This window comes from Alkalinema pantanalense CENA528 (assembly GCF_050753345.1).
Classification (GTDB): domain Bacteria; phylum Cyanobacteriota; class Cyanobacteriia; order Leptolyngbyales; family Leptolyngbyaceae; genus Alkalinema; species Alkalinema pantanalense.
The window spans coordinates 117580-143558 of sequence record NZ_JBLZFX010000004.1 but is presented as its reverse complement, the minus strand read 5'-3'; the positions used below and the strand labels follow the sequence as shown (position 1 = coordinate 143558).

At 50.5% G+C, this 25979-nt stretch carries 27 protein-coding genes and 1 tRNA gene; 20 read left to right on the top strand and 8 right to left on the bottom strand.

What is annotated here, in order from left to right; genetic code table 11:
* The first annotated feature begins 91 nt into the window (after positions 1 to 91).
* Together ACN4EG_RS02715 and ACN4EG_RS02710 are read left to right on the top strand one after the other, a co-directional pair.
* Positions 92 to 976, top strand: coding sequence for a CHAT domain-containing protein (locus ACN4EG_RS02715; protein ID WP_431627624.1), 885 nt, complete (start codon positions 92 to 94; stop codon positions 974 to 976).
* Between the two features lie 88 nt (positions 977 to 1064).
* Complete coding sequence (locus tag ACN4EG_RS02710) at positions 1065 to 1217, top strand: PD-(D/E)XK nuclease family transposase (RefSeq protein WP_431627623.1); 153 nt, start codon at positions 1065 to 1067, stop codon at positions 1215 to 1217.
* A gap of 35 nt (positions 1218 to 1252) precedes the next feature.
* Here ACN4EG_RS02710 and ACN4EG_RS02705 read toward each other — a convergent pair whose 3' ends face one another.
* Together ACN4EG_RS02705 and ACN4EG_RS02700 are read right to left on the bottom strand one after the other, a co-directional pair.
* The gene (locus ACN4EG_RS02705; RefSeq protein ID WP_431627622.1) at positions 1253 to 3229 is read right to left on the bottom strand and encodes a GAF domain-containing protein; all 1977 of its coding nucleotides are present in this window, start codon (positions 3227 to 3229) and stop codon (positions 1253 to 1255) included.
* A gap of 578 nt (positions 3230 to 3807) precedes the next feature.
* Positions 3808 to 4242 (bottom strand): hypothetical protein, encoded by a 435-nt coding sequence (locus ACN4EG_RS02700; protein ID WP_431627621.1) that lies wholly within the window; start codon positions 4240 to 4242, stop codon positions 3808 to 3810.
* A 210-nt stretch (positions 4243 to 4452) separates the two neighbouring features.
* Between ACN4EG_RS02700 and ACN4EG_RS02695 the strand changes: the two genes are divergently transcribed.
* A complete protein-coding gene (locus tag ACN4EG_RS02695; RefSeq protein WP_431627619.1) occupies positions 4453 to 5088 on the top strand; it encodes a class I SAM-dependent methyltransferase in 636 nt (211 codons plus the stop codon).
* Positions 5089 to 5112: 24 nt separating this feature from the next.
* Here the strand turns inward: ACN4EG_RS02695 and ACN4EG_RS02690 are convergent, their stop codons facing one another.
* Positions 5113 to 5700, bottom strand: coding sequence for a hypothetical protein (locus ACN4EG_RS02690; RefSeq protein WP_431627618.1), 588 nt, complete (start codon positions 5698 to 5700; stop codon positions 5113 to 5115).
* A gap of 74 nt (positions 5701 to 5774) precedes the next feature.
* Between ACN4EG_RS02690 and petN the strand changes: the two genes are divergently transcribed.
* Complete coding sequence (gene petN, locus ACN4EG_RS02685) at positions 5775 to 5864, top strand: cytochrome b6-f complex subunit PetN (RefSeq protein ID WP_431627625.1); 90 nt, start codon at positions 5775 to 5777, stop codon at positions 5862 to 5864.
* 8 nt (positions 5865 to 5872) lie between these two features.
* Positions 5873 to 6157, top strand: a complete 285-nt coding sequence (locus tag ACN4EG_RS02680; RefSeq protein WP_431627616.1) for a hypothetical protein — start codon at positions 5873 to 5875, stop codon at positions 6155 to 6157.
* Between the two features lie 110 nt (positions 6158 to 6267).
* On the opposite strand, the gene ACN4EG_RS02675 is transcribed toward ACN4EG_RS02680, so the two are convergent.
* Positions 6268 to 7683 (bottom strand): ammonium transporter, encoded by a 1416-nt coding sequence (locus ACN4EG_RS02675; RefSeq protein ID WP_431627615.1) that lies wholly within the window; start codon positions 7681 to 7683, stop codon positions 6268 to 6270.
* A gap of 613 nt (positions 7684 to 8296) precedes the next feature.
* Positions 8297 to 9031: a phycocyanobilin:ferredoxin oxidoreductase gene (locus tag ACN4EG_RS02670; protein WP_431627614.1), complete on the bottom strand. Its 735-nt coding sequence runs from the start codon at positions 9029 to 9031 to the stop codon at positions 8297 to 8299.
* 187 nt (positions 9032 to 9218) lie between these two features.
* On the opposite strand from ACN4EG_RS02670, the gene ACN4EG_RS02665 reads away from it, so the two are divergent.
* The 4 genes from ACN4EG_RS02665 (at position 9219) to ACN4EG_RS02650 (ending at position 12160) form a co-directional block, all read left to right on the top strand.
* Positions 9219 to 10025: a serine/threonine protein kinase gene (locus ACN4EG_RS02665; protein ID WP_431627613.1), complete on the top strand. Its 807-nt coding sequence runs from the start codon at positions 9219 to 9221 to the stop codon at positions 10023 to 10025.
* Between the two features lie 189 nt (positions 10026 to 10214).
* Positions 10215 to 10391 (top strand): Sec-independent protein translocase subunit TatA/TatB, encoded by a 177-nt coding sequence (locus ACN4EG_RS02660; RefSeq protein ID WP_431627612.1) that lies wholly within the window; start codon positions 10215 to 10217, stop codon positions 10389 to 10391.
* An 89-nt stretch (positions 10392 to 10480) separates the two neighbouring features.
* Entirely contained in the window at positions 10481 to 11176 is a 696-nt protein-coding gene (trmD, locus tag ACN4EG_RS02655; RefSeq protein WP_431627611.1) for a tRNA (guanosine(37)-N1)-methyltransferase TrmD, read from the top strand.
* Positions 11177 to 11326: 150 nt separating this feature from the next.
* Entirely contained in the window at positions 11327 to 12160 is an 834-nt protein-coding gene (locus tag ACN4EG_RS02650; RefSeq protein WP_431627610.1) for a hypothetical protein, read from the top strand.
* Positions 12161 to 12206: 46 nt separating this feature from the next.
* Here the strand turns inward: ACN4EG_RS02650 and gloB are convergent, their stop codons facing one another.
* Positions 12207 to 12980 (bottom strand): hydroxyacylglutathione hydrolase, encoded by a 774-nt coding sequence (gene gloB / locus ACN4EG_RS02645; protein ID WP_431627609.1) that lies wholly within the window; start codon positions 12978 to 12980, stop codon positions 12207 to 12209.
* Between the two features lie 433 nt (positions 12981 to 13413).
* Here gloB and ACN4EG_RS02640 point away from each other — a divergent pair, with 433 nt between their 5' ends.
* The 5 genes from ACN4EG_RS02640 to ACN4EG_RS02620 all read left to right on the top strand — a co-directional run bounded on the left by ACN4EG_RS02640 (position 13414) and on the right by ACN4EG_RS02620 (position 18992).
* Positions 13414 to 13617 carry a hypothetical protein gene (locus tag ACN4EG_RS02640; protein WP_431627608.1) on the top strand — a complete coding sequence of 68 codons (204 nt, stop codon included), beginning with the start codon at positions 13414 to 13416 and terminating at the stop codon, positions 13615 to 13617.
* Positions 13618 to 13651: 34 nt separating this feature from the next.
* Positions 13652 to 14806, top strand: a complete 1155-nt coding sequence (locus tag ACN4EG_RS02635) for a glycosyltransferase family 4 protein (RefSeq protein WP_431627607.1) — start codon at positions 13652 to 13654, stop codon at positions 14804 to 14806.
* 110 nt (positions 14807 to 14916) lie between these two features.
* Positions 14917 to 17244 (top strand): DNA helicase RecQ, encoded by a 2328-nt coding sequence (gene recQ, locus ACN4EG_RS02630; RefSeq protein WP_431627606.1) that lies wholly within the window; start codon positions 14917 to 14919, stop codon positions 17242 to 17244.
* 67 nt (positions 17245 to 17311) lie between these two features.
* Positions 17312 to 17833, top strand: a complete 522-nt coding sequence (locus ACN4EG_RS02625) for a CAP domain-containing protein (RefSeq protein WP_431627605.1) — start codon at positions 17312 to 17314, stop codon at positions 17831 to 17833.
* 286 nt (positions 17834 to 18119) lie between these two features.
* Entirely contained in the window at positions 18120 to 18992 is an 873-nt protein-coding gene (locus tag ACN4EG_RS02620) for a tRNA (5-methylaminomethyl-2-thiouridine)(34)-methyltransferase MnmD (RefSeq protein ID WP_431627604.1), read from the top strand.
* Positions 18993 to 19048: 56 nt separating this feature from the next.
* Here ACN4EG_RS02620 and ACN4EG_RS02615 read toward each other — a convergent pair whose 3' ends face one another.
* Complete coding sequence (locus ACN4EG_RS02615) at positions 19049 to 19807, bottom strand: isoprenyl transferase (protein ID WP_431627602.1); 759 nt, start codon at positions 19805 to 19807, stop codon at positions 19049 to 19051.
* Between the two features lie 384 nt (positions 19808 to 20191).
* Positions 20192 to 20265, bottom strand: a tRNA-Met gene (locus ACN4EG_RS02610).
* Between the two features lie 149 nt (positions 20266 to 20414).
* On the opposite strand from ACN4EG_RS02610, the gene ACN4EG_RS02605 reads away from it, so the two are divergent.
* The 6 genes from ACN4EG_RS02605 (at position 20415) to ACN4EG_RS02580 (ending at position 25954) form a co-directional block, all read left to right on the top strand.
* Positions 20415 to 21119 (top strand): response regulator, encoded by a 705-nt coding sequence (locus tag ACN4EG_RS02605; protein ID WP_431627601.1) that lies wholly within the window; start codon positions 20415 to 20417, stop codon positions 21117 to 21119.
* A 92-nt stretch (positions 21120 to 21211) separates the two neighbouring features.
* Positions 21212 to 22318, top strand: a complete 1107-nt coding sequence (locus tag ACN4EG_RS02600) for a sensor histidine kinase (RefSeq protein ID WP_431627600.1) — start codon at positions 21212 to 21214, stop codon at positions 22316 to 22318.
* Positions 22319 to 22525: 207 nt separating this feature from the next.
* The gene (locus ACN4EG_RS02595) at positions 22526 to 22735 is read left to right on the top strand and encodes a hypothetical protein (protein ID WP_431627599.1); all 210 of its coding nucleotides are present in this window, start codon (positions 22526 to 22528) and stop codon (positions 22733 to 22735) included.
* A gap of 150 nt (positions 22736 to 22885) precedes the next feature.
* Entirely contained in the window at positions 22886 to 23890 is a 1005-nt protein-coding gene (locus ACN4EG_RS02590; RefSeq protein ID WP_431627598.1) for a Gfo/Idh/MocA family protein, read from the top strand.
* A gap of 69 nt (positions 23891 to 23959) precedes the next feature.
* Entirely contained in the window at positions 23960 to 24913 is a 954-nt protein-coding gene (locus tag ACN4EG_RS02585) for a hypothetical protein (protein ID WP_431627597.1), read from the top strand.
* Positions 24914 to 25171: 258 nt separating this feature from the next.
* Entirely contained in the window at positions 25172 to 25954 is a 783-nt protein-coding gene (locus tag ACN4EG_RS02580) for a YdcF family protein (protein ID WP_431627596.1), read from the top strand.
* Positions 25955 to 25979 lie beyond the last annotated feature (25 nt).

The window sequence follows — 25979 nt, the reverse complement described above, 5'->3', positions numbered from 1 at the left end:
AGATTCAGCATGAGAAGGCTCTGGGCTACTGCTTCACATTATCCATTATTTCCCAACACGTCTAGTCAACAAGAGCCGCAGCGATCTAGATGTGCGCGGACGAGCAGGCATTACAATTTCCCAGCAACCTATCCCCTCCGCTGAAAGCGATCCCCTCGCGCAACTCTACAAATACCTCATCGCCCCGATCGCCCAAGATTTGCCCAGCGACCCCAACCAACGAGTCATTTTCCTACCCCAGGGTGAACTCTTCCTCGTGCCCTTTGCCGCCTTACCCGATGCCCAAGGCCGTCCTCTGATTGAAAAACATACAATCTCGATCGCCCCCTCCATCCAAACCCTCGCCCTGACTCAAACCCTCGCCAAGCGTCCAAAAGCGAGTGGTGCCGTCATCGTCGGCGACCCCAAAATGCCCACCTACAACGGTCAACCACTGTCATCCTTACCCGCCGCTCGTCAAGAAGCGATCGCCATCGGCCAACAACTCAACACCCCACCGCTGATCGGATCGCAAGCCACCAAAGCAGCCGTATTGCAACAAATGCCCTCGGCTCGGTTACTGCATTTCGCGACCCACGGTTTACTCGATCCCGTCCAAGGCGACATTCCCGGCGCGATCGCCCTTGCACCCAGTGGTCAGGATAACGGCTTCTTGAGTGCCGCAGAAATTTTTAACTTGAAACTCAATGCGGATTTAGTCGTCCTAAGCGCCTGCGATACGGGACAGGGCGAGATTACCGGGGACGGTGTTGTGGGATTATCCCGATCGTTCATTGCAGCAGGTGCGCCTAGCGTAGTTGTATCGCTGTGGGCCGTGAATGACCAATCCGCTAGCGAGTTAATGCAGGAATTTTACCGCCAACTGAAGCAACAACCCGACAAAGCCCAAGCCCTACGCCAAGCCATGCTCATCACAAAACAACGCTATCCTGCTCCGAGTCATTGGGCAGCCTTTACGCTCGTGGGTGAACGTTAATCGGTAAACGTTCATCAAAGTTCATTGGCTGGAATCGCTATGCCCAAAGGAAACCCAGCTCAATGCTTCCCCATATTGCTTCCCCATATTGCGCGATCGCTCCACCAATCTACCCACCGACTTTGGCTGCAAGCGCCTCTTTGGGACTGAGCCGAACCAAGACTTGCTGATTGATTTTTTCAACACCATCTTACGGAGTTGTGGGGGCGCAGTTTCCCGCACCCCCCTTCTTGGCTCCTAGAACTTTTCTGTTGCTCCTACGGGTCTTTAACTGCCTTAATCCAGACACACCGGAATGTCTACGATAAACTCAGTTCCCTGTTCCGGCAAAGCTACTGCTTCTAATCTACCTTTATGTTGCTCTGTCACAATTTGGTAGCTAATCGCAAGCCCTAACCCAGTTCCCTGACCAATGGGTTTCGTTGTGTAAAAGGGATCAAAAATTCGAGTCTGAATTTCTGCTGGAATGCCAATTCCATTGTCTGCAATTTTGATTTGCACACGATCCGTGCCTACCATTGCCGTTGTAATGCGAATCCACGGAGTGAAGCTAGAATCTGCATTTTGCCCTTGGGTATTTAGGGCATCGATCGCGTTGTTCAATAGATTCATAAACACCTGATTCAGTTGATTGGCATAGCAGGTGACCAATGGAAGATCTCCGTATTCCTTAATGATCTGAATTGCAGAGGGCTCATCTGGATTCGTCAAACGATGGTTGATGATCATCAATGTGTTCTCAATGCCTTCATGAAGATCGACGGATTTGAGCTCAGCTTCGTCTAAACGAGAAAAGTTCCGCAGACCTTGAACAATATTGATGATGCGATCGCAACCTGACTGCATCCCAGCAAAAACTTTAGGCAAATCCTCCATCAAAAATTCCAGATCAGTTTCCATCAGTTGTTCAGTAACGGTTTCCCCAAGTTGTGGTGCACTCAACTGATAGGCTTGGAGCAGATTGAGAAGATCTTCGAAATAGCCTTTGGCATGGTGAAGATTGCCTGCAACAAAGGTGGCAGGATTATTAATTTCATGGGCCACCCCGGCCACCATTTGTCCCAACCCAGACATTTTCTCTGCTTGAATCAGTTGAGCCTGGGTTTGTTGAAGCTGTTGTAGCGTTGAACTCAATTCTGCAGTACGGAGCGCCACACGATTTTCTAAGTCAGCATTAGCCGCTTTGAGGGCCATAGCTCGCCGGGAAGATTCAGCTGCAATGCTAGCAAGATTGGCAGCAGTTTTCAGAACTTCTTGGTGGTAGGAAGTGGGTTGGCAAGAGACCCGATGGGACAGGGCAAAAGTTCCTAAAACTTGTCCTTCCGCCGAGAGGAACGGCGATGACCAACAGGCGCGAATGCCATGACCTAGGGCAAAATCACGAAAGTCAGCCCATAGCGGATCTGTTGCAATGTCATTCACAAAGACGGATTCTCCGCGATAGGCCGCAGTTCCACAGGAACCTGCACAGGAACCAACCATCAACCCATCCACACCTTGGGCAAACTCAGGCGGTAACGTGGGTGCGGCCCCAGCTCGTAAACGATTCTCTTGGGGATCTAGCACCAGAATGGAACAATAGGCACTGGGCAACTCCTGTTCCAAGAGTTCACATAATCGATTAAAAACAGTAGGCAGTTCAGATCCATCCGCAATTAAGGCCAGGACTTCACTTTGGGTTGCAATTAATGCTTCCGAAGCATGCCGTTCGATCGCAGAACCTAGAATGCTGGCAACTGCTTGAAGAAAATGGACTTCATCTACTGAAAATTGGCGAGACTCATGGGTATAAACCTCAAGAGCGCCTAGTAATTGATGCCGACCTTGAATCCCTAAAACAATTCCACTCTGGCTGCCTAAGGGGGGTGGAATGGGGAGATCTTGCCCCTGATTGCCCTGAGAAGTTTGAACCATAAATCCGCTTTCTTGGGCCAAGGGCGATTGTACGGGCAGATGGATTTCCACAGAGTCTGCTGTCCGATCGATTTCAGATGTATCGAGGGTGCATGCGATCCGCCGGAGGGATTGTTGGTCTGAAAGAACCCGCCAAACTGCACTGTAGGGAACCTTCAAAGTCGCAGCCACTAACTGAGTCACTCGATCAAAAAAAGTCTCCAGGGCTGAGCTAGAGAGAGCCCACTGACTGAGCGCTGTCATTGCAGCTTGGGGATTGAGTCCTGTAAATTCTGATTGAGAGGGTACCGGATTGAAATCGAGAGTAGTTTCGCTGAAATGGGCAGAAGCAGAATGCATAAGTTTAAAGGACGCTACTAGCGAATCGGGTTTTCTTGAGATTTCTGATGTTTCTGATGTTTTAGTGGGCAACTCTGCTGTACCCATGTTGCAACCCTGGCGCTATTTTCTTTAAGGAGGCCATATAGGTAGATGTTTTAGAGTGCAATCCAGCTCTAGAATGCGCTGTGGGTTTGAGGTATATCGTGAGTTTTAGTCCACTACGATTACCACCCGTAAGGCAAGGGCTGAGACCAGAGTTGCACGATCGTCAAGCTAAAACGACAGGAATAACTTGAATAGCAAGTCATTCATCCTTTCACATTTGGATTTCCTACAAGATTCCCTAAACGACCCCAAAAACTGTTACATCCCAGTCAATTTCAGACTTATTGATGATAAAAATCAGCCGAAAAATCATCCATGGTTGAACTATCTATAATCTGACTATCTATTGAGCCGCTTATACCCATTGCTTGCAATTTATGCGTAGATTGCAAGCAATGGCCGCAAAGAAACCAAGGCCGCGAATAAACCAAGGCCGCGAAAGACGATGGACACATCTTCGCTATTGATTGATCCACTTATGATTAATCCACTTATTCATCCACTGCTTTAGCAGATACATCTACTACGTCCACCGCCTGCACGTCGATCGTGCCTTCCGGCGTGAGGCGCATTACCTTCCCCTGCACCACTTGCAGTGGTTCCCCACAGTTGGGACATTGGAATTGGGATCCTTTTAACCCGGAAATTTCGTAATCACAAACGGGACAACTATCCTGTACCAGGTTGCGCTTAATCCACCATTGCAGACCAAAAATGCCGACGATCGGCAGAAAAATCAGCAACCCAATCACTACCAGGGAGAACTTAACCAGCCAGCCCAAACCTAGAGAACCCAGCAACCAAGCGAACAGCAGCAGCCAAATCAACTGCCGTAGCCCATTGCCCAAGCCCAACTGGGAAGTGGTAAACATCCCATTAAATTGACCATTTCTGCCTTGGCCGTTGGGGGGTGGAAATTGATTCATAGCTGGCTCCTTAACCGATGGAAGCAGGGGGTCACGATGGTAGGGGTAGTCCGAGATCGTCCAAGCATCAGTGCTGCTTCTCCTAGGATAGGAGATCTCCTGGAAACCGGGCTACGGCGATTGCCCCTCCAACAGATTCGTTTGTCCGTACCTGCGTGGTAAGTTGACCTCAGGATTACTGTGTGGGATAGAAGGGACGATCTCGCCACCATGGAAAAACACGAAGCAATTACGATCGCGGAATATCAAACGACAGCCGAGTCATTCAAAACCGGAACCTGGGATCATGATGTCAGCCAAAATCGCCAAGCACTGGTAGCGGCCATGCCCCGCAATCCCGGTCGCATCCTCGATCTCGGCTGTGGCCCCGGTCGCGATCTGGTGGCATTTCAAATCGACGGCCATGAAGTGGTGGGGCTAGATGCGACCCCGGCGTTTGTAGCAATGGCGCGGCAGGTCGCCAACTGTGAAGTCTGGCAGCAGACGTTTTTGGACTTACAGTTACCCGCTAATTATTTTGATGGCATTTTTGCCAATGCGTCCCTGATCCATGTCCCCCGATCGGAAATGGTGCGGGTACTGCGGGATCTGGAGCGATCGCTAGTCCCCCAGGGCGCGATCGTGATGTCAATGGTGCGGGGGGATGGAGAGGGCTTTTCCCATCGACCAACGGGTGCCCGCTATGTCGTCGGCTGGGAGTATGACAGCCTGACTCCCTGTCTAGAAGCCGCAGGTTTGCAGATTGTAGAGCACTATTACCGGCCCCCCAACGCTCCGCCCGAAGCGCAGAACTGGCTCGCGATCGTTGCTCAGAAAGTTGCTCAGAAAGTAGATAGAGAATTTTAGTCGCCCTAGATCAGCCAATAGCCTTCATTCTGACCAACCCGTTTCTGTCCCCCCCGCAAAGGGTTTAACCCATTGTTTGCGCAAGGCCCAGTCGAGCAATAGTGCCGCGATCGCAAACATGCCAAAACTTTCGATCGCCAAAACGGCCCCAGCCAGCCATTCTCCCCGCAGGGTATGGTTTAAATCCACCTGCGCCAAGCCCCGCACCAGCCCAAAAGCTCCAATCGCCCCCGATCGCAGATGGGAATCCTGGCTCACGCTAACCAAATGGCGATAGGTAATACCAAAGAGAAATCCAGAAAAGGCCGCGATCGCCAAGCCCACTAACCACGCTTCAGGAGATCTCAATAACGGATTGATGGACGGGAATAGGGCTGTGAGACCTGTCAGGGATCCCAGGAGAGATGACCCGTAGGATTGATTCAGCCAAGTGGCCGTGGCGTAAATTACAACGGTTCCGATCGCACTAATCACCGCCGCCTTGATGGATTCTAGGCGTTCCTGCCACAGACGTTCCTGGCATAGACGTTCCTGCAACTGCGGGCTCTCTGATTGTGTTGGCTGGAATTCTGGCGTCTGCAATGCCTGCATCTGCTTGGATTCTTGCACCATCCTCTATCCCCTGTTCCCTGTAGCCTGTATCATAGGTACTGGTATTGTCTCCTATTGTGGCTAGTAATCGCGCTATGGATATTATTTCCCTCGGTTGGGCTGGTTTATTGACCGTTTTCACCTTCTCGATCGCTCTTGTGGTCTGGGGTCGTAACGGGTTCTAATTACCAGTGTGACACCGGTTTATCCCTTCGATCGAACGATCGAATCCCTTGTAGGAGACGTGCCAATGGTGCGTCTCTCGCTATTTGTATCTGTTTTGATTGATTCGTTTGGATTGATCTGTTTTGATTTGACCTATCGCGAAACATTTGACAGTCCCATGAGTACGACACTGTTTACCACCTTAGAAGTGGCTGCTGCACTGTTGCTAGCGGGAATCACGGGCGGCGTCATTTATATCACTGCTGCTGATTGGCGCGATCGTCGTCGCCGTGAAAACGAAACCAAACGCTAAAACCTACCCTTTCAATCACTGGGCATCAAAAAACCCCCCAGCCAGTTGGTTAGGGGGGTTTGCAATGAAAAGAGAGTACCGTGATTGAGAAATTGCCCTTCCAGCAGCACCTACTTGGCAGTGAAGCTCAGACCCGCAGCAAGTTCTTCACCGTAAGCTTCTTCACCATGCTCGTTGATATCGAGACCTCGGTATTCGGTTTCTTCGCTGGTGCGCAATCCGATCGTGGCATCCAGAATCTTTAGGATAATAAAGGTGCCGATCCCTGCAATTGCATAGGTAACAGCGATCGCCACCAATTCAACGCCCAGTTCACCAAAGTTCCCTTTCAGGACGCCATCTTTCCCAGCGGAATTGACAGCAAGGTCTGCAAAGACAGCCGTCAAGATCGCTCCTACCGTTCCACCCACGCCATGCACTGGGAAGGTATCCAAGGAATCATCAAATTGAAGTTTCGCCTTCAAGCTGACGGCAAAGAAGCAGCAGGTGGTAGTGATGGCACCGATGAGTAAAGCAGACAGGGGGGAAACAAAACCAGCAGCAGGGGTAATCCCCACCAATCCAGCCACAATCCCTGTTGCAATTCCCACCGCCGTTGGTTTGCCCCGCAACACCCATTCCAAAATGACCCACATCAAACCCGCTGCGGTAGCTGAAATGGTTGTGGTGGTAACAGCCGCTGCCGCCAAACCGCCAGAAGCCAGTGCACTGCCTCCGTTGAACCCAAACCAGCCGAAGAACAGTAACCCTGCACCCAAAAGAATGAAAGGCACATTATGGGGCGCAGCGGGTTGGTTGGGATAGGTTTTACGAGGACCAATCACCCAAGCTGCTACAAGCGCTGAGACCCCAGAGCTGATGTGGACTACGGTTCCACCCGCAAAGTCGAGGGCACCCAACCCCCCATACAGACCGAGAAATCCACCCTTCGCCCAAACCATGTGGGCAAAAATGGGATACAGGATGCCAGCCCAAAGAATCATGAACCAGAAATACGCTTTAAAGCTGATCCGTTCAACGATCGCGCCTGAAATGAGTGCAGGGGTGATGATCGCAAAGGTCATCTGGTACAGCATATAAAGCTGGTGGGGAACCGTAGCTGCGTAGGAAACGACTTCTTCCGGTGCAGAGCCTTTGAGGTAATCCGTTGTCTCTAGACCCACTCCATTCAGGAAGAGCCACTGTAGACCGCCAATAAAGGGATTACCCGGAGCAAAGGACAGGCTATAGCCCCACAGCACCCAGGTGACCCCCACAATGCCCATCATGATGAAGCTCATCATCATCGTGTTAAGCACGTGCTTGGAGCGAACAAATCCACCGTAGAAAAATGCCAATCCTGGCGTCATCAACAGAACCAAGGCTGTAGAAATCAACAACCAAGCTGTGTCAGCGTTTGAGAGTGCTGTATTTGCAGTCGTTTGAGCGGCCTCAACAGGGGTGGGATCCGCCCAGGCAACCCCACAAAGGGGGAATGCGAAGAGCCCTAAGGCAACTAATCCAATTCGTAAAAATTGATTCAACACAAATTTTAGACCTTACAACTACTGATGGCGTAGATACAGTGCAGATGACTGAATCTGCATGGATTGAGCGTGAGGGAAAATCCATACCGGCTCTGCACTCAAGAAGCTGCACTCAGAATTGAAGCGTTTTGACCTGGAATCTCATTGACATAGATCAGATTCGTACCCTTCTATTGAATTGCATCAATTCATAGGGTGAAATTCTGTATTCCAGGCTACTTTTTAATAAATTTTGCAGACAGAGAATTTTTCGATCGGGGGAAGTTCCTGATCAAAATAACGTTCAAAAGACTACCTTTTGAAGGTAAACAACCTCCCTAGGGGAGATTTTGGCATCTTGAAAACATTTTCTAGCAATCCCTACAGAATTTGAATGGATATTTAAATTTGTAACGGGATCAAAAAATCCGGTTAGTAAACAGTCCCTGCAAGCATTCCTAACCTCTCTAGTCCAAAACTAGATTACAGTTAGGGATTTGCAAAGAAATAATATCCCCTCTTCATTTCCCTACCCTCCTCCCCTTTTACTCTCCTACCCCTACCCAATTGGGATTTTATTTATGCGCTGTTCCCTTACTTGCGGTTACACCAAGCTAGACTAACCGGCTGGCTGCTACACCATGTCAAACAAAACGGTAGTCATGTAACGATCGGCCCAAGCGGTGCCAAAGGCTTTTTCGAGGACGCGACGGGTTTTGTCGTTCTGTTGTTGCTGGCTGCAATAGTAGCGCTGACCTGTCAAGAGCTCTGCTTCCCGTTCGGGGGTGGGTTGAGTGGCAACGGCCTGTTGGCAGTGGATCGTCAGATAGTGGCTCACCCGATCGAGGAACTGCTGTTCTTCCTCAGCACTCTGGGGCTGGATGAACAAACAGAAGGGTGAAAAAATATCACCCCAGGTAGGAAATTTACGCTGTTGGGCAAAGGTCAGTTCTGGTAGTTCGTTGAGACATTCACAGTAGTTATCGGGTAGCCGCCGATCGTCGCTGGTGGGTGAAAGATCGGCGATCGCCATGCTGATTTGGCCTCGGCCTGCTACCAGGTCGGCACCAAACATGGGAATTGCATAGCTAGAATGGGGAAACATAACACAATGCAGAATGTCAAGATTGTTTCCCACCTTTGCCAGTTCCAAATGCAATTTGCGAAATTGGGGTGTCTGGTAGCATTTATTCTCAATGATTAGCTTTTCCCCTTCCATGCGCCCTTCCACATAACCAAGATCCTCTGGCAGATCGTAGGGTTGCAGATCTAAGTGCTTATGCCAAATGGAATCGATTTGATCAGCCAATTGACGAATGGTCGGATGCTGCTGCAGTCGGATGGAAGAGTCAGGGAGGTTTACAGTCATGTCATTTGAGAAATGCACAGTGGAATAGTCAAGGAATCGCTATCGTAGGGCAGCGTGGACAAGGGATAGAACGCTCCCATAGGTTGCCACGGCAAAGCTCTTCTTAGAATACCGCTCGCAGGGGCAACATTTTGACGGTATGAACAACTGTAAAGATTTACCTTGCAATCTACCTTGAAAAAATCCTATGGCTGGGCAAATTCTCGGCAATCACTATCAAGTGGAACAACAACTCAACAAGCAAGCAGGGCATTGGACTCTCTTAGGTCGAGATTTAATCAGCCAACAAAGGGTGGTGCTCAAACTGCTGTTTGTAGATGAGCAGCTCGTCCCCAGTGATCTTAAACATTTTGAGCGGGAGATGCGGGCGCTCCGAGCCCTAGACCATCCCTGCATTCCCAAGTACCTGGGCTATTTTGAGCATGAATTGCCGATGGGAAAGGCGATGGTCTTAGTGCAGGAATACGTACCAGGCAAATCCCTTCAGGACTTGCTCCAACTGGGACGAACGTTTACAGAACCAGAAGCGAAGGAATTAGCAACGGTATTACTCAAAATTCTGGCCTATCTCCATCGCCAAACACCCCCTCTGATTCACCGTGACTTGAAACCGGGAAACATTGTCCTGGCCGATCGCCGTCCCCACCTGGTAGATTTTGGCTCGGTCAAAATGATGCGCACTTCCGAGCGATCGGTCTTTTCGATCGTCGGCACTGATGGCTATATGCCGCCGGAGCAGTTTAGTGGACGGGCAGTTATGGCATCAGATTTATATAGCTTAGGATCCACGATCGTGCATTTAGTCACGGGGCAACTTCCCAGTACCCTTCCTCGCAAACAAGGACAATTGCAATTGGAACAGGTCATCGATCTCAGTCCAGCCTTTACCGATTGGTTGCAATGGATGACGGAAATGAGCCTCGATAAGCGGTTACAGACCGCAGAAGAAGCTTTGCTGGTGTTAAACACAGGACAGGTGCGAGGCATGCTTTAATCCCACTGCATTCGAGTCAAGGGCAGCCCGCCCACCTTGCAAATTGAGATCCAGCCTTGGTCAGCCAACCTTGAGTTCCGAAATTCCCGATCGGTTTCCGTTCTATAGTGAAGAGGGATAGAACATGAAGCAGAGCGGCCACCGGATTTCTCGATCGCCGCATAGACAGAAAAGAAGCGGAGGGAACTTATGTTTAATTTGGGCTGGACAGAAGTCATCATCATTCTACTGGTGTCGGTGGTGATTTTTGGCCCCAAGAAAATTCCAGAATTGGGTAGCACATTTGGCAAAACCCTACGGGGATTTAAAGAAGGGATGACTCAAGCCAACTCCAATCAACCCTCCAACCCGGATGATGAGGATTAATTCCGCAAGAGAAGAATTGTCCTCCCCAGGTACTGCCTCCCGTTCTACATTTCATGGGAGGATGATTCGGTTCGCGATCGATCTCTCCCATGCGCTTTGATATCCTCACACTATTTCCAGATTTCTTTGCGTCGCCCCTCCAGTCGGGGTTGTTGGGTAAAGCGCTGGAGAAGGGCATTGCAGAGGTTCATCTGACTAATCCACGGGACTTCACCACGGACAAACATCACAAGGTAGATGATGAACCCTACGGTGGGGGCGTCGGCATGGTGATTAAGCCAGAACCCGTTTTTGCCGCGATCGAGTCCTTGCCCAGCTTGCCTAAGCAAGATCTGATCTACGTCACGCCCCAGGGCCAACCCATGACCCAAGGACTCTTTAAGGAGCTTGTCACCTATGATCAGGTGATTGTGCTCTGTGGCCATTACGAAGGGGTAGATGAACGGGTCATGAGCATTGTGACGCGGGAAGTGTCCCTGGGTGATTTTGTCTTGACCTGTGGGGAAATTCCGGCGCTGGCCCTGTTAAATGGCACAATTCGCCTGTTACCCGGTACGATCGGCAAAGTGGATTCCCTCAAGTTTGAAAGTTTTGAAGGGGAGGGCTTACTGGACTATCCCCACTACACCCGTCCGTCAGAATTTCGGGGCATGGAAGTTCCAGCAGTGTTGAGATCGGGAAACCACAAAGAAATTGAAAAATGGCGACGGCAGCAGCAAATCGATCGTACCCGCGATCGACGACCCGATCTCTACGCCCAATGGTTGCAAAATCACACCGAATAGAGAGTCGCTTCACCCATCCACTCACCTACCCACCTACTCAATTACCCACCCACCTGCTGACAGACCAGCTTGATTAAAAAATCGTGCACTTTTAAGAGATCCCTGTATCTTGGTAGCTGTATGAGCAGATGTACTGGGAATTGGTGCACCATGAGTAAAATCGTGACGCGACTCGCTGGAATCAGTGGACTCATTCTCCTTGTGGGCTGTAATGGACAACCTCAGTCGCAAACCTCACAAAATATGGCCCAGGAAACCGCTGCAGCCGGTGCGCCCCAAAACTTTCCCTCACCGATCGTGCAAGGGAAGACTGGCCAACCCAGTCCAGCCAAGCTGCCCGAGGCCCCTATCCTAGCCACCGTGCCAGTACCGGGTTTGATGAAAAGTACTAAGGCCGAAACCCGAGTGGCCCAAACAGCAGTGGCCAATAAGCGCGATCCTTTTTCAACGCTGTTACCCAGCCAAACGGTCATTACGCTTCCCGCAGGTAGCCTACGATCGACCGGGCCAAAGCCCAGCACCAACGCCAAAACGGGAGCGGCTAAAGCAGGAAATCTCGCCAGAAAATCCAACCAGCGCCTACCGCAGATTGCTCTGCGGCCTCTCCCAACCCCCCGTGCAATGCCACCACTACCGTCATCGGCACTGCCACCGTTAGCGATTAATCCAATCTCTGCGCCAATGTCTGCACCCATGTCTGCGCCTTTGGCTCCCCCTTCCCTAACCGAGTTGGCGGAAAGTGTCGAAATTACGGGAGTCGTGCAGGTGGGCAATCGCACGATGGCGATCGCAAAAGCACCCAATGAAGTCACGGCTCGCTATGTCCAACCGGGAGATTACCTTTCCGGTGGGCAAGTCCTTCTGAAGGAAATTCGGATGCAGAACCAAGGGGAACCGATCGTGATTCTGCAACAAAATGGCAAGCAAGTTATCAAATCGATCGGAAGCAATGCGGGGCGGATGGCCGCGTTTCGTCCCTTCTAAGGCCAGTCTGAGGGCATCCAGCATTTTAGAAGCGTCTTTTCGTCTTTTAGAAGCGATCTTTACGGTGGCGTAGCTCAGCAAAGGTCGCGATCGGGTCAGCTTGTCCCATCGCTTGCTGAATCACAGGATTTTCCCAGCGGAGAAACGGATTGGTTCGTTTTTCCAAGCCCATTTCAGTGGGAATAGTAGGCTGATGGCGATCGCGCAGGGCTTTTACTTCCTGGTAACGATTGTACAGATCGACATTATCGGGCTCAACGGTCAATGCAAATTTTAGATTACTGAGTGTATATTCATGGGCACACCAGATGCGGGTCTTGTCCGGCAACTGTTTTAGCTGGGTTAAAGATTGCACCATTTGGGCAGGGGTGCCTTCAAATAAGCGCCCACAACCCGCCGAAAAAATCGTGTCCCCGCAAAAGAGCTCGCCCCAGGTTTCCCCCAAAGCTGGCGGGAAATAATAGGCAATGTGGCCCCGCGTGTGACCAGGAATGAAGAAGACCTCTGCACCGCGATCGAAGACAGTAATGCGATCGCCCGCCTGCAAAAATTGGGTTTGTCCAGGAATTCGTCCCCGATCTTGCACACTGGCATAGACCTCTGCCTGGGGATAGGTCTGCAATAGGGTTTGATTGCCGCCTACATGATCCCAATGGTGATGGGTATTCAAAATCGCAAGCAAATCCGCATCCAATTTTGTGAGGATCTCTAAGACGGGATCTGCCTCTGTGGGGTCAACCACTACAGCCGCTTTTGCCGCAAGGCTATACAGTAAAAAAATGTAATTCGTTGAACTAGTGGGAAGACGGTGTATCTGCATGAGCCAACGCAAGTTAAGGGAAAATCCAGATTTTTGGGCGAGAAAAAATGAGAGGACGATCGCAGCAAGGAGACTGACGTTTAGTCGCGAGAATTTATTTAGAAAAATTCATTCTTTTAACCCATTATTCATCTTCTTGAAGGAGTATTTCAGTGTTTCTGCGGATACACCTCAAGACAGTAGTTTGTGCGAAAAGAATTTCAGTAATAATGCGGATGATTTTGCCGGTAGGCGGGTCATACTCACATAGTAAGTGTTCCTAATTCAATACGTCCTGAGATAGCGTCCCTCACAAGATATAGACTCTTCTGCGACAAGGGATAGATTGACCGTCACTTTAATAAGGTGACTCAATCCTGCAAAATTCTCAGTTTTTGCTTCTACCGATTTTTTGTCTCCTCGATTGCCTACACGAATTACAGTGTTGAACGCCATGGTACGGATTCCAAAACGAATTAATGGGTCGCTGCAAATGCTCATTGAAGAAGTTTATCGATCGGGCCGTATGAGTCGTCAAGTGTATCTTTTGATGACCGCAACATTATTGTCAGGACAAAAGGTCAGTCCTGAAGAACGGCAACAAATTATTCGTGTGCTAGATAGTCTTAAATTGGGCAGACTGAGCATGACCAATTAGCACGATCGCACTGGACGATCGCTGAATGTTCGCCATGCCCAAGGTTTCTCTGATTGTTAGTGATTTGTCCGGGGGTGGCGCTGTTCGTGCTTTTTTACTCGGCCAAGTGCTGTTGCAACTAGACTGTGCAGTTGAGGTAGTCGGGTTGCAGTTTGGGCCAGACTTGTACGCAGTGCCCCCCAACGGCATCCCGGTGATTGCGATTCCCGGCCAGTCCCATCCCCACTGGTGGAAAGCTGTACGATCGCTCCTGACGCACTTAGATGGCGATATTTTATATGCCGTAAAACCTAAGCCCAGCAGTTTTGGCGTTGGGCTGATGCGGCGCTGGCAGACGGGTCAACCGCTCTGGTTGGATATGGATGACTGGGAATTGAGTTGGTGTGGCGGAGATGATTGGCAGTACAAACCCTCGCCCAAGCAACTCTACCGGGATCTGTTCAAACCCCACGGACAATTACGCGAACCCGACCATCCGCTCTATGTGAAATGGCTAGAACGATGGGTAGCCAAGGCCAACGCGCTAACCGTAGACACCAGCTTTTTGCAACAGCGGTTTGGAGGTCTGTATGTTCCCAATGGCAAGGATACGGATTTATTCGATCCAGCCCCCTACGACCCGGATCAAGTGCGATCGCGCTATGGGTTAGATCAGTATCGCGTCCTGATGTTTCCTGGTGCGCCCCGTCCCCACAAAGGAGTTGAGGATGTGCTAGCAGCGCTGGAAATTCTCAATCAAGATGATTTGCGGGTGGTGATTATTGGCGGAAGTCCCTACGATGACTACGACGATCGCTTAAAGCAACGCTGGGGTAAATGGATCGTACAATTGCCACGATCGCCCGTGGAAAAAATGCCGGAGTTAGTATCAGCAGCCCATGTGGTGGTCGTTCCGCAACGGGATACCTTGACAGCCCAAGCCCAGTTTCCCCTCAAGCTCAGCGATGGGATGGCCATGGGGAAACCGATTCTCTCAACACGGGTCGGCGATATTCCCGCAATCTTGCAGGATACAGGCTATTTAGTAGAACCAGGGCAGCCCCAGCAGATTGCTGAGACCATTCAACACATTTTTGCCCATTGGGATGAAGCCCAGGAAAAGGGGTATCGAGCTAGACAACGCTGTGTTCAGCACTATGGGATGGCCTCAATGGGAGAAACCCTAGGGAAGATGTTGCAGGCGATTTAGGAGGGTTGATCGATCGAATTCACATAGATCGAAGTAACTTGAATTAACAAGATTCCTGCGATCGAGCTCATCCAATACGCTACCCTAGCCTCAGTGCAACCTTCAGGTCTATGGCAGTTCCTCCTTCCTCCTCCGCCACCACCGAACTTTTGGAACAGTACCTCAAACACTACTTTGGGTACGATAGTTTTCGTCCAGGGCAACGGGAAATTATTGAAGCAGCGATTAACGGCCAAGACGTTCTCGTCCTCATTCCGACGGGTGGCGGTAAATCCCTTTGTTTTCAACTACCCGCTCTCCTCAGTCCCGGCCTAACGATCGTCGTTTCGCCGTTGATCGCCCTCATGCAAGACCAAGTGCAATTGCTGCAAAATAACGGCATTCTGGCAACCTTTCTCAACAGCAGCCTCAGTGCAGAGGAAGCCCGATCGCGCACCCAAGACATCCTCAACGGCAAAATCAAACTCCTCTACGTCGCCCCAGAACGCCTCCTTAGCGACGAATTTCTCTTCTCCTTCCTACCCCAGATTCAATCCACGATCGGCATTGCCGCCTTCGCGATCGACGAAGCCCACTGCGTCTCCGAATGGGGCCACGACTTCCGCCCAGAATATCGTCAACTGGCCTACCTGCGATCGCACTATTCTCAAGTTCCCATCTGGGCCCTAACCGCCACCGCCACAGAACGAGTTCGCGCCGACATCATCACCCAACTGGGCCTGCGCAACCCCTTTGTCCAAGTCAGCAGCTTCAATCGGCCCAATCTTTACTACGAAGTCCGCCCCAAAGACCGCAACACCTACGCAGAAATGTTGGAACAGATCCGCCAAGCTGATGGATCAGGCATTGTCTATTGTCTTAGCCGAAAGAACGTCGAAGAAGTTGCTACCAAGCTCTGCAAAGATGGGATTAAAGCACTGCCCTACCACGCGGGACTCAATGCTGAAACTAGAACAAAAAATCAATTGAGTTTCATTCGAGATGATGTTCAAGTCATTGTAGCAACGATTGCCTTTGGAATGGGAATCAACAAACCGGACGTTCGATTTGTCATTCACTACAGCTTACCGAAAAATATCGAAGGCTATTACCAGGAATCTGGGCGGGCGGGACGGGATGGGGAACCTGCTGTCTCTACGCTCTACTACAGTATGGGTGATGTCAAAACGATCGACTTTATCATCAGCCAAAAATGCGATCCCACGACTGGCGAACCCTTAGCAGAAGAACAACGCATTGCTCAACAACAACTCCGCCGCGTGATCAACTACGCTGAAGCGTTGGAATGTCGTCGCACAGTGCAACTCGGCTACTTTGGCGAAAGTTTTCCTGGCCATTGCGGCAACTGTGATAACTGCCGCTTTCCTAAGCCGATCGAAGATTGGACGATCGACGCTCAAAAGTTTCTATCCTGCGTAGCACGGTTTGCCCAACGGGGTCAGCATTACGGTATCAATTACGCGATCGACGTGCTGCGCGGGTCAAAGGAAAAACGCATCTTGCAGAATAAACATGATCAACTCTCTACCTATGGCATCGGCAAAGATAAAAGTACGGAACAATGGAAACTTCTAGCCCGATCGATCGTACATCAAGGCTTAGTCGACGAAGCCACCGATGGCTACGCCGTCCTGCAATTGAACGATCTGAGTTGGGAAGTCTTGCGAGGACAGCGTCAGGTTATGGTCGCCGTGGAACCGCAGCGATCGGAAGTCACCATTCAACGCAGCGATATGGGTAACGACCAAGTTGAAGAGTTGTACGATCGACTGCGAAAATTACGCAAACAGATCGCTGATGATGAGGGAAACCCTCCCTATGCCGTTTTCTCTAATGCCACACTGCGGGAAATGGCAGAACAACAACCCTTTAACCGACAACAATTTCTGAAATTATCTGGGGTAGGCAGTCGTAAATTAGACAAATATGGCGATATTTTTCTTCAAGAGATTAGCAATTTTCGGACAGAACAAGGATTAACCACTACGCCACCCCCCGACCGCCCCATTGCAACACCATCTCGTCCCCCGTCTAAATTAATTTCTTTCGGGACAAATTTTCAATCAGCAACTCAGACCACCAGTCGCGTCAATCAGAAAATTATTCAGCGGAACCCTTCCCAACATCCCAACGTCAGCCCTACCCATCTACAAACGCTTTCTCTCCACCAAGAGGGATATACACCTGCGGCCATTGCAGAAGCCCGAAACCTCCGTATGGGGACGGTTTGGGAGCATCTTGTGGTGTTGTTGGAGCGGGGGCATGCCGTGCAGATCGATCGCCTCATTGCAGACGATCGCCGCGCCGTGATTGCCCAAGCTATCCAGCAACTTCGGAGTGAGTCACTAACGGCCATTCGCGAAGTCGTGGGCGAAACCTACGGGTTTGATGAAATTCGCTTAGTTCGAGCTTGGATGCGATCGCAATCACAGTTCTAACCAAAGTTGCATCACAAACTATCTGGGGTGGCGTTGGTAGGATATGTTCACTCGGTTAAAAGCTGATATGACAAGTTCTCCTTTTGTTCTGCCCTCGACAGCTCTTGCCTGTCTGTTAGCAATTAGTCTCTATCACTTACCCAGTAAAGCGCAAATCTCCGTTCCGGCTAAGCCGACGGTGGTTGCAGCGGCCACGTCAGCGGATTTCCAAACGGAACTGTTGCGATTGACCAATGCAGAGCGTAAAAAAGCAGGGCTGGCTCCCCTGAAATTATCGTCACTTCTCAACCAAGCAGCACAGTCCCATGTTCAAGACATGGTACAAAAGCAGTTCTTCAGCCACAAAGGTTCCAATGGTTCGTCCGTGGCCGATCGCGTCAACGCCGTAGGCTACAAATACTCCTATGTGGGTGAGAACATCGCTGCGGGCAATGCCGCGGCATCCAGTACGATTCAACAATGGATGAAGAGTCCTGGACACCGGGCCAATATTCTCAATCGTAACTTTAAGGAAATTGGATTTGGCTATGCGAAGTCCAATGATCAATATGGTCATTATTGGGCACAAGTGTTTGGGAGCAGTCGCTAGATACCGTCAGGGCTAGCGCAGCCATCTCAACTGCTCACCGATTCCGATGACCGTTTTTAATACCATTCAATGTTTTCGCAATTTTCATCCCTATAACTTTAGGAGTCACACAAATGACTCCTTTTTTATCGAATGAAGGCTGCGAACATAGTTTGCGCGAATAGCCGTCACGGATATCCCACCTGATCACGTAGCACTTTTTCTAGTTGATAAGACGAATGCTCAAAGGTAGACTAACGCTCAAACGACTTTCAGTTTTTCTTGAGAGATCTCAAATGGGTTGTCTATGATCTGGGTTCCGCAAAGCACCGACGATGGTTCCTACACCTTTTTTTCTGAGGAGTTCGGCGAATCGTTTCACAGTCGCCAAGGGGCAAAAGCTGAAGCCTTTCAGAAGTTTTCGGAGGTAACCCAATTACGGGAAAAAGCGCAACGGCCTCGGCTCAAGCTATTAGACATTTGCTACGGCTTGGGATACAACACAGCGGCGGCATTGGAAACTGTTTGGCAAGTCAATGCAGACTGCCAGGTTGAAATTTATGGTTTAGAAATTGATCCCACCGTGCCCCTAGGCGCGATCGCTCCCGATCTCATCGCCAGTTGGACTGCGCCCGTTCAGCAGGTGCTGCAAACATTAGCGGAACACCACGAATGCTTACAGCCCACCCTCCAAGCTCACCTACTGATTGGAGATGCACGACAAACGATTCAATCCCTCATTGCCCAGGGATTCCAAGCCGACGCCATCTTTTTTGATCCCTTTTCGCCTCGTCGCTGTCCGCAACTCTGGACGATCGAGTTTTTTGCCCAAGTCGCCCAGTGTTTAGCACCGGATGGCATCCTTTCCACATATTCTCGATCGGCCTCCGTACGATCGGCCTTACTAGCAGCGGGCTTACAGATTGGTAGCATTCCCCTCGGCGACACCCATTTGCCCCATGAATGGTCTCAGGGGACGATCTCCGCTTGGCCACCAACTCCCTTACAGCCCCTCTCACCCATGGAGCAGGAGCACCTCAAAACACGGGCAGCCATTCCCTACCGCGATCCCCTGTTATCCGATTCGGCTGCTGTCATTCTCGAAAGGCACCAGCAAGAACAAACGGCGTCACAACTAGAATCCACGTCTAGTTGGAGACGCCGCTGGAACATTCATTGAGACGTTTTGAGAGGGCGAGGGGTGGGCGGGAAAGGGGGTAGGAGGGTCGGTGAACGCTACAGTCGGGTGCCGACTTTGCCAAAGCGTCGTTCTCGGCTTTGGTAATCTAGCAAGGCGGCATGGAATTGTTGCCGATCGAAGTCGGGCCACATGGCATCTGTCACGTAGATCTCAGCATAGGCCAACTGCCACAGCAGGAAATTACTGATCCGCATTTCCCCACTGGTGCGGATGAGTAAGTCAGGGTCGCAAATTCCGGAGGTATAGAGATGACGTTCGATCGTCGATTCGTCAATATCCTCCAACTGGAGAGTTCCCTGCTGAATTTGCGCCGCGATCGATTTGCAAACCTGGACAACTTCCTGGCGTCCACCGTAATTCGTGGCGACAGTAAACTGAATGCCAGTGTTGTCACGGGTCAGCGTCATAGCGCGATCGATTGCCGCTTGCAACGACTCCGGCAACCGGGAAAGATTACCCACAAATCGAATCCGCACGTTTTCCTCCATCATCTCCTGGAGTTCCCGCCGCAAAATCCGCTCAAAAAGCATCATGAGAAATTCTACTTCTTCGATCGGTCTGCCCCAGTTTTCCGTGGAAAAGGCATAGGCCGTCAGCGCTTCGATCCCCCAATCCCGCGCACACCGCAGTAGGTTTTTCAAAGCATCCACCCCTCGGCGATGGCCCATGATGCGTGGGAGCCCCCGACGCTTCGCCCACCGTCCATTGCCATCCATAATCACCGCCACATGGCGAGGAAGACGTTCACGTAAAAGGTCGGACGGCAGTTCCTGAAGAAGTTGCTTCGCTGTCATGGTGTTAACCAACCGTGAAAAATCACATATTTTAGGATGGGCGAAAAAGCGACGATCGGATCAAATTTTTCAGCAATTTCATTGAAGGTTAACTCAGGCAAGTCAAACTACACCATTGAACCTACCCCGATCGTGCCAGCCAAACTACATGACGATGCTCTGGAATTCCGCAGACGGTAAACGATACATCAGTTTACTCAACTCTTGAAGAGAATAATCGCAGGTGGGTTCTCCACTCAAGCAAGTTACAAACTAAGGCAAGCTTCACAATGTTGGTGAAATCAACTTAGTGAAATCAATTTGATGAAATAAACGTTAAAGGCTCCAACAGTTACCCGCTGGAGCCTTTACGAATTTTAAAGCACTCATTAGAGTCTTATTAAGTGGCGGGGCATGGATTTGAACCATGGACCTTCGGGTTATGAGCCCGACGAGCTACCAGACTGCTCTACCCCGCGTCGTCTCTATTAATATAACCGGAAGATTGAGAATTTAGCAACCCCTATTTTTCACTTTGTTTATCCCCAAGTTTGTCTCCGAGTCAAAAATCCTAGAAATGGGCTGGGAAGCTACACTGACAGTGAAGAGTGAAGGATGATTTCAAGTCATGCAAATCCTGATCGTTGAAGATGAAGCCGAAATTGCCCAACTGATTCAGCTTTACCTAGAAAAGGAAGGCTTTACTTGTCGTTCCTGCCGGGATGGCCGATCGGCGCTCCAAGTATTTCAGGAAATGCAGCCCGATTTGATTATTTTGGATTTGATGATTCCAGAATTAGACGGATTGGAAGTCTGCGCCCGAATTCGGCAAAAACCAGGAGCCAAGGATCCCTACATTTTGATGCTGACCGCTAAGGGTGAAGAGATCGATCGCATCATTGGTCTTTCCACCGGAGCCGATGACTATATGGTGAAGCCCTTCAGTCCTAAGGAATTAGTGGCACGGGTGCGGGCGTTGTTGCGGCGATCGCTACGCCAAGGGGGCCAAAGCCAAACCTACCAAACCGCCAGCTTTACGATCGACATGGATCAACGATCGGCCACACGCCATTTACCGGAGCAGCAGCCGGAATCTTTAGATCTGACCACGCTGGAATTTGATCTGCTCGCGACGTTTCTCAGCTATCCCGGTCGGGTCTGGAACCGCAGCCAACTGATTGATAAGTTGTGGGGTAGCGATTTCTTCGGTGATGAACGGGTCGTCGATACCCACATTGCCCGTCTACGCAAAAAGATTGAGCCCGATCCCTCGAGCCCCACCTTTGTTAAAACGGTCATTGGGGTAGGGTATAAATTTGAAGATGCCAGTTAGTCCGGGTTAGGCACTTCTGAATTGAGAAACTAGTTACAGAGAGAGTGACATAATCCTCTCTAAATTTGAGGAAGCGGTGAGTGGAGAAATCAATGCCAGCACTTGGGCTCCGGGCCAGACTATTTTTGTCCCACATTGTGGTCATGGTGGTGGGCATTGGAACACTGTTGGCGATCGGGAAGTACTATTCGCCGCAGTTATTTGTTGAACACCTGCAAACCATGGAGTTTCAGGGCTTTACACTTTATGCCGTCAAAAGGCGGTTGGTGGATGGCTTTGAATCCGCCTGGAGCCGGGGTGCGTTTTGGTCGATGATTTTGGGCGGCAGTGCGGCGGGATTTCTGAGCTACCTGGTCTCCAAACGGATTGTGCAGCCGTTGATCCAGATGCAGCGGATTACCCAAAAATTTGCCGCCGGGAACCTAGAGGAACGCATGCCTGCCAGCGATATTCCAGAACTGAACCGCTTTGCCGACAGTTTTAACCGGATGGCCTTGGCGTTGGAAGATGTGGAACAACGCCGCCGGGATCTGGTGAGTGACCTGACCCATGAGTTACGCACCCCACTCACGATCGTGGAAGGCTATCTGGAAGGCATGGCCGACGGCACGATCGATCCCACACCGGAAATTTACGATCGACTGGCGCGGGAAACCGGACGGCTGAAGCGGTTGGTTAACGATTTGCAAGAGCTATCTAAGGCGGAAGCCGGATATTTGCCGATCGATCCCCGTTCCTTTGAGATTTGGCCCTTGTTAAATGCCCTCGTGCAGCGTTTTTCCGACCAGTTAATTGGCGGAGAAACGGAACTGAAGTTGGACTGCTCCAAGGATTTACCCAATGTCTATGCCGATCCAGAGCGGGTGGAACAAGTCCTGGTCAATCTGATTGGCAATGCCCTACGCTACACCTCGATCGGCTATGTGATGGTTAGGGCTTGGCCGCAGTCGGGAATGCTCTGGATCGCCGTGGAAGATACCGGCAAAGGCATTGCCCAAGAAGATTTACCCCACGTCTTTGAACGGTTTTGGCGATCGGATCGATCGAGGAATCGTAATTCCGGCGGTACGGGCATTGGGCTGGCAATCTCACGTCGCTTAGTGGAATTACAAAAGGGCACAATTACCGTACAAAGCGAGTTAGGGAAAGGCAGCACCTTTGCATTTTCTCTACCGATCGCCAAAAAAGGAAATACCTAAGGGAACAACGGACATAGAACATTCCCAGGGGAGCAGTAGATGGGTAGATGAGTGGATGGATGTGACTTGCCAACAACACAGATGCGGTTGAGCTTCACAAAATACCGCATCGAAGAAAAAACTCTGGCAGAAGGGGATCTCGGTAATCTGCGAACATAGAAATCCCTGGGACGGACGTATGACATCCCCCAGTCACGCAGCTGTGATATGCCAGTCATAGCACCGTCAAGTCTAGTTGTTACGGTAGAAGAAATCACACAGATTTGTCACATTTTTGTCCCCAGACGCTTTGATCAGAAATATGTCACCGATCGCACTCATGCTCATCATTATTTCGCTAGTGATGGTTGGCGGCGTGGCTATGCTGCGCTATTTATTTCCTATCTCCAAGGGTTAAACCCTGAACGAGAACGCTAGGGGAGGAACCACCGTGACTCCTACACACAAGCCCCCGACTAACCATCACATCATCCACCCCTTCAACAAAAAATTGGCACGCCTGCAAGTCTCTCGTCGAATCCTAGTAACCTTAAGACTAGACAACCATGGTGAGGCTGGGAGCAAAAGATGGCACAGGGAACGTTGACACCTCCGATCGGAGTAGGGCTCATCGGTACAGGTTACGCCGCCAAGGTGCGGGCAGAGGTGATTAATGAAGAACCCCGTGCTCAGTTAATCGGTGTGGCGGGTCATACCCGTGACAAATTAGACGTCTTTGCCACAACCCATCAAACCCAAGCCTTTGACTCTTGGCAGGGCGTAGTTAATTCATCGGCGGTGGATCTGGTCATTATTTCCAACCTCAATGCAGACCATGCCGCGATCGCCCGAGCCGCTCTATTTGCCGGGAAGCATGTAGTGGTGGAATATCCCCTAGCACTGGATGTATCCGAGGCTGAATCCTTAATTGCCCTGGCCGCAAATCAGAAACGGCTCCTGCATGTGGAACATATTGAACTAATGGGTGGTGTGCATCAAGCACTGCTGGAGAATTTATCCAAAATTGGCAACCCCTTCTATGCCCGCTACGCCACAATCAATCCCCAACGCCCTGCACCCCAGAAGTGGACATTTAATCATCAACTGTTTGGCTTTCCCTTAACGGGTGCATTGTCGCGTTTACATCGGTTTACCCATGCCTTTGGCCAAGTCACTTCCATCAGTTGCCGGGTGAATTATCAGCACACCAATGGGGTCGATCCCGCCTATTACAGCAGTTGCCTCTGTTCCGTCCAGTTGCAATTCCAGCAGGGATTAATCCTAGATGTGATCTACGGTAAAGGGGAAGCCCTGTGGCAAACGGAACGCAAACTGGAAGTGCATGGTAGTCAGGGTGGATTAATTTTTGATGGCGATAATGGTATGTGGGTCAATGCTCAAGGGTCGCATAATTTGGCGGTGGGTACCCGTCGCGGCCTATTCGCCAAGGATACTGCTGCAGTACTAGATCACCTCTTTGAGGGTAAACCGCTATATGTCACGGTACAGGAGAGTTTATACACCTTGAAGGTGGCAGAAGCAGCCCGGCGATCGGCGGAAACGGGGCAAGTGATCGAAATTCCAGTTTCTTGATGGGATTTTCTGACTGCTTTGGGAGTCGAAGGCTTAGAATAAGTAAGGCAAATTCCATCCTGTGGCTACATGAGCGCTCGACGACTAACTGCAGCAGATAAACGTAAAATCGTAGAACTCTATCGCCACCCCGCTGAGAACGCTTTGACGATCGCAGAACGGTACGGGGTGAGCAATACTACGATCGGTCGGATCCTCAAGAGCGAAATGTCCGTTGAGGAATATGACAGTTTGGTGCAGCAAAAGCGATCGCGCAGTCCGATCGAGGTCGCGCCGATAGAGGTGTCGCCCGTACAAGGAAATTTGCTAGAGACCGTAGAATTGCCAACGGTAGAAGCTGAATCATCCGCAGGACGACGTTCCCGGCGACGGTCGATCGTTACTGAATCGGATCCTGAAGCTGTTGCAGAATCCATTGCCTCTGAAGCTGTTGCAGAACAAGTCGCAATGGCAGAGAGGTTACCCGCCGTCGAAAAGTTGTCCTCCGATCGGCCCAAACCCATCAAACGCAATCAAGTAGAAAGCGTTGTCGATGCAGATATGGTAGGTTCTGTGGTGGATGAGCTGGCCAGCGCCTCCCGAGAAGCAGAACTTGACGAAGAAGAGGATGACGATCTAGATGATCTCGACGATCTAGACGAAGACTTTGATGATGAAGATGACGAGGAGGAGGATGGGTTATCGCCCCTGCCGACCTTACACGTCCAAAGCGTAGTTAGCATTGTGCCGCTAGCTGATGCTGAGATGCCTCGAGTCTGTTACCTGGTGGTCGATCGCACAGCGGATTTAGTCGTGCGTCCGCTCCAAGAATTCGGCGAGTTGGGTCACATGTCCAGTGATGAGATTCAAGAAATGACACTGCCCGTCTTTGACAACCATCGGGTTGCCAAGCGATTTTCCAATACGCGCACCCAACGGGTAATCAAGGTGCCCGACAGTCGGGTTTTCCAAAAAGCCGCCTTGCATCTCCGCGCCAAGGGCATTACTCGTCTACTGCTCGATGGCCAAGTTTACGCCATTTAAGTGAAACGAAATAGTTAAGTGAAACGAAATAGTTAAGTGAAACGAAATAGTTAAGTGAAACGAAATAGCGGGTTGAACCAAGTGACGGGTTGAACGATCTCCGCTTTGCTACACCCGCAGATGACCTAGACAAGTATTGGGACGATCGGGAGGCTTAAACAATCTCCCAACCAATGCCCCATCGGTCGTTCTATCCAGTCATGTTGCGCTTAAGTTGCGCTTAAATAGTGTTCATTGCTTCTTGATCAATGAACCGACATGTTTCTGTTTCTTTCTAAACTGCTGCCGCTGTTTATTTACCCATTGGGCTTAGCGTTGTGGATGCTAGTGGCCGCGATCGTTTTAATTTTGCGCAAACGATCGCGGCTTGCATTAATTCCGATCGCCCTATCAACTGTAATTCTGCTGGTTAGCAGTAGCGGAGCCTTTAGTTCTTTTTTAGTGCGATCGCTAGAGAAACAAAACCTTCCCCAACCGTTGCCCAATGCCCAGGCGATAGCTGTTTTGGGCGGGGCGACCCAATCGGCCTTACCGCCTCGCCCCTGGGTGGAAATGTCCGATGAGGGCGATCGGGTGCTCTATGCCGCCAAACTGTACCGAGACGGCAAAGCCCCCAAGGTGATTCTGAGTGGTGGACGGATTGGCTGGCGTGGCCCTGGCATTTCCGAAGCGGAGGATATGGCTACGTTTATGGAAACGATGGGCGTACCCCGATCGGCCATGCTGTTGGAACCCAATTCCCTCAATACCCGCGAAAATGCGGTGAATATCCAAAAAATTGCTGAGCAAAACCAGATTTCGCAGATGCTGTTGGTGACTTCGGCGATGCACATGCCGCGATCGCTGATGATTTTTCGCAAGCTGGGCATGAATCCCATTCCCGCGACCACAGATTTCATTGTCACGACCCCGAATCAACCGCCCAGTCTTCAAAGTTTCCTACTCAACCTCTTACCGGAAGCCGAAAACCTGCGATCGACCACCCGCGCCATCAAGGAATATATCGGGATGTTGATTTACTGGCTGAAAGGTTGGGTCTAGGCAGAATGTGGGAATGAAGTCTGGT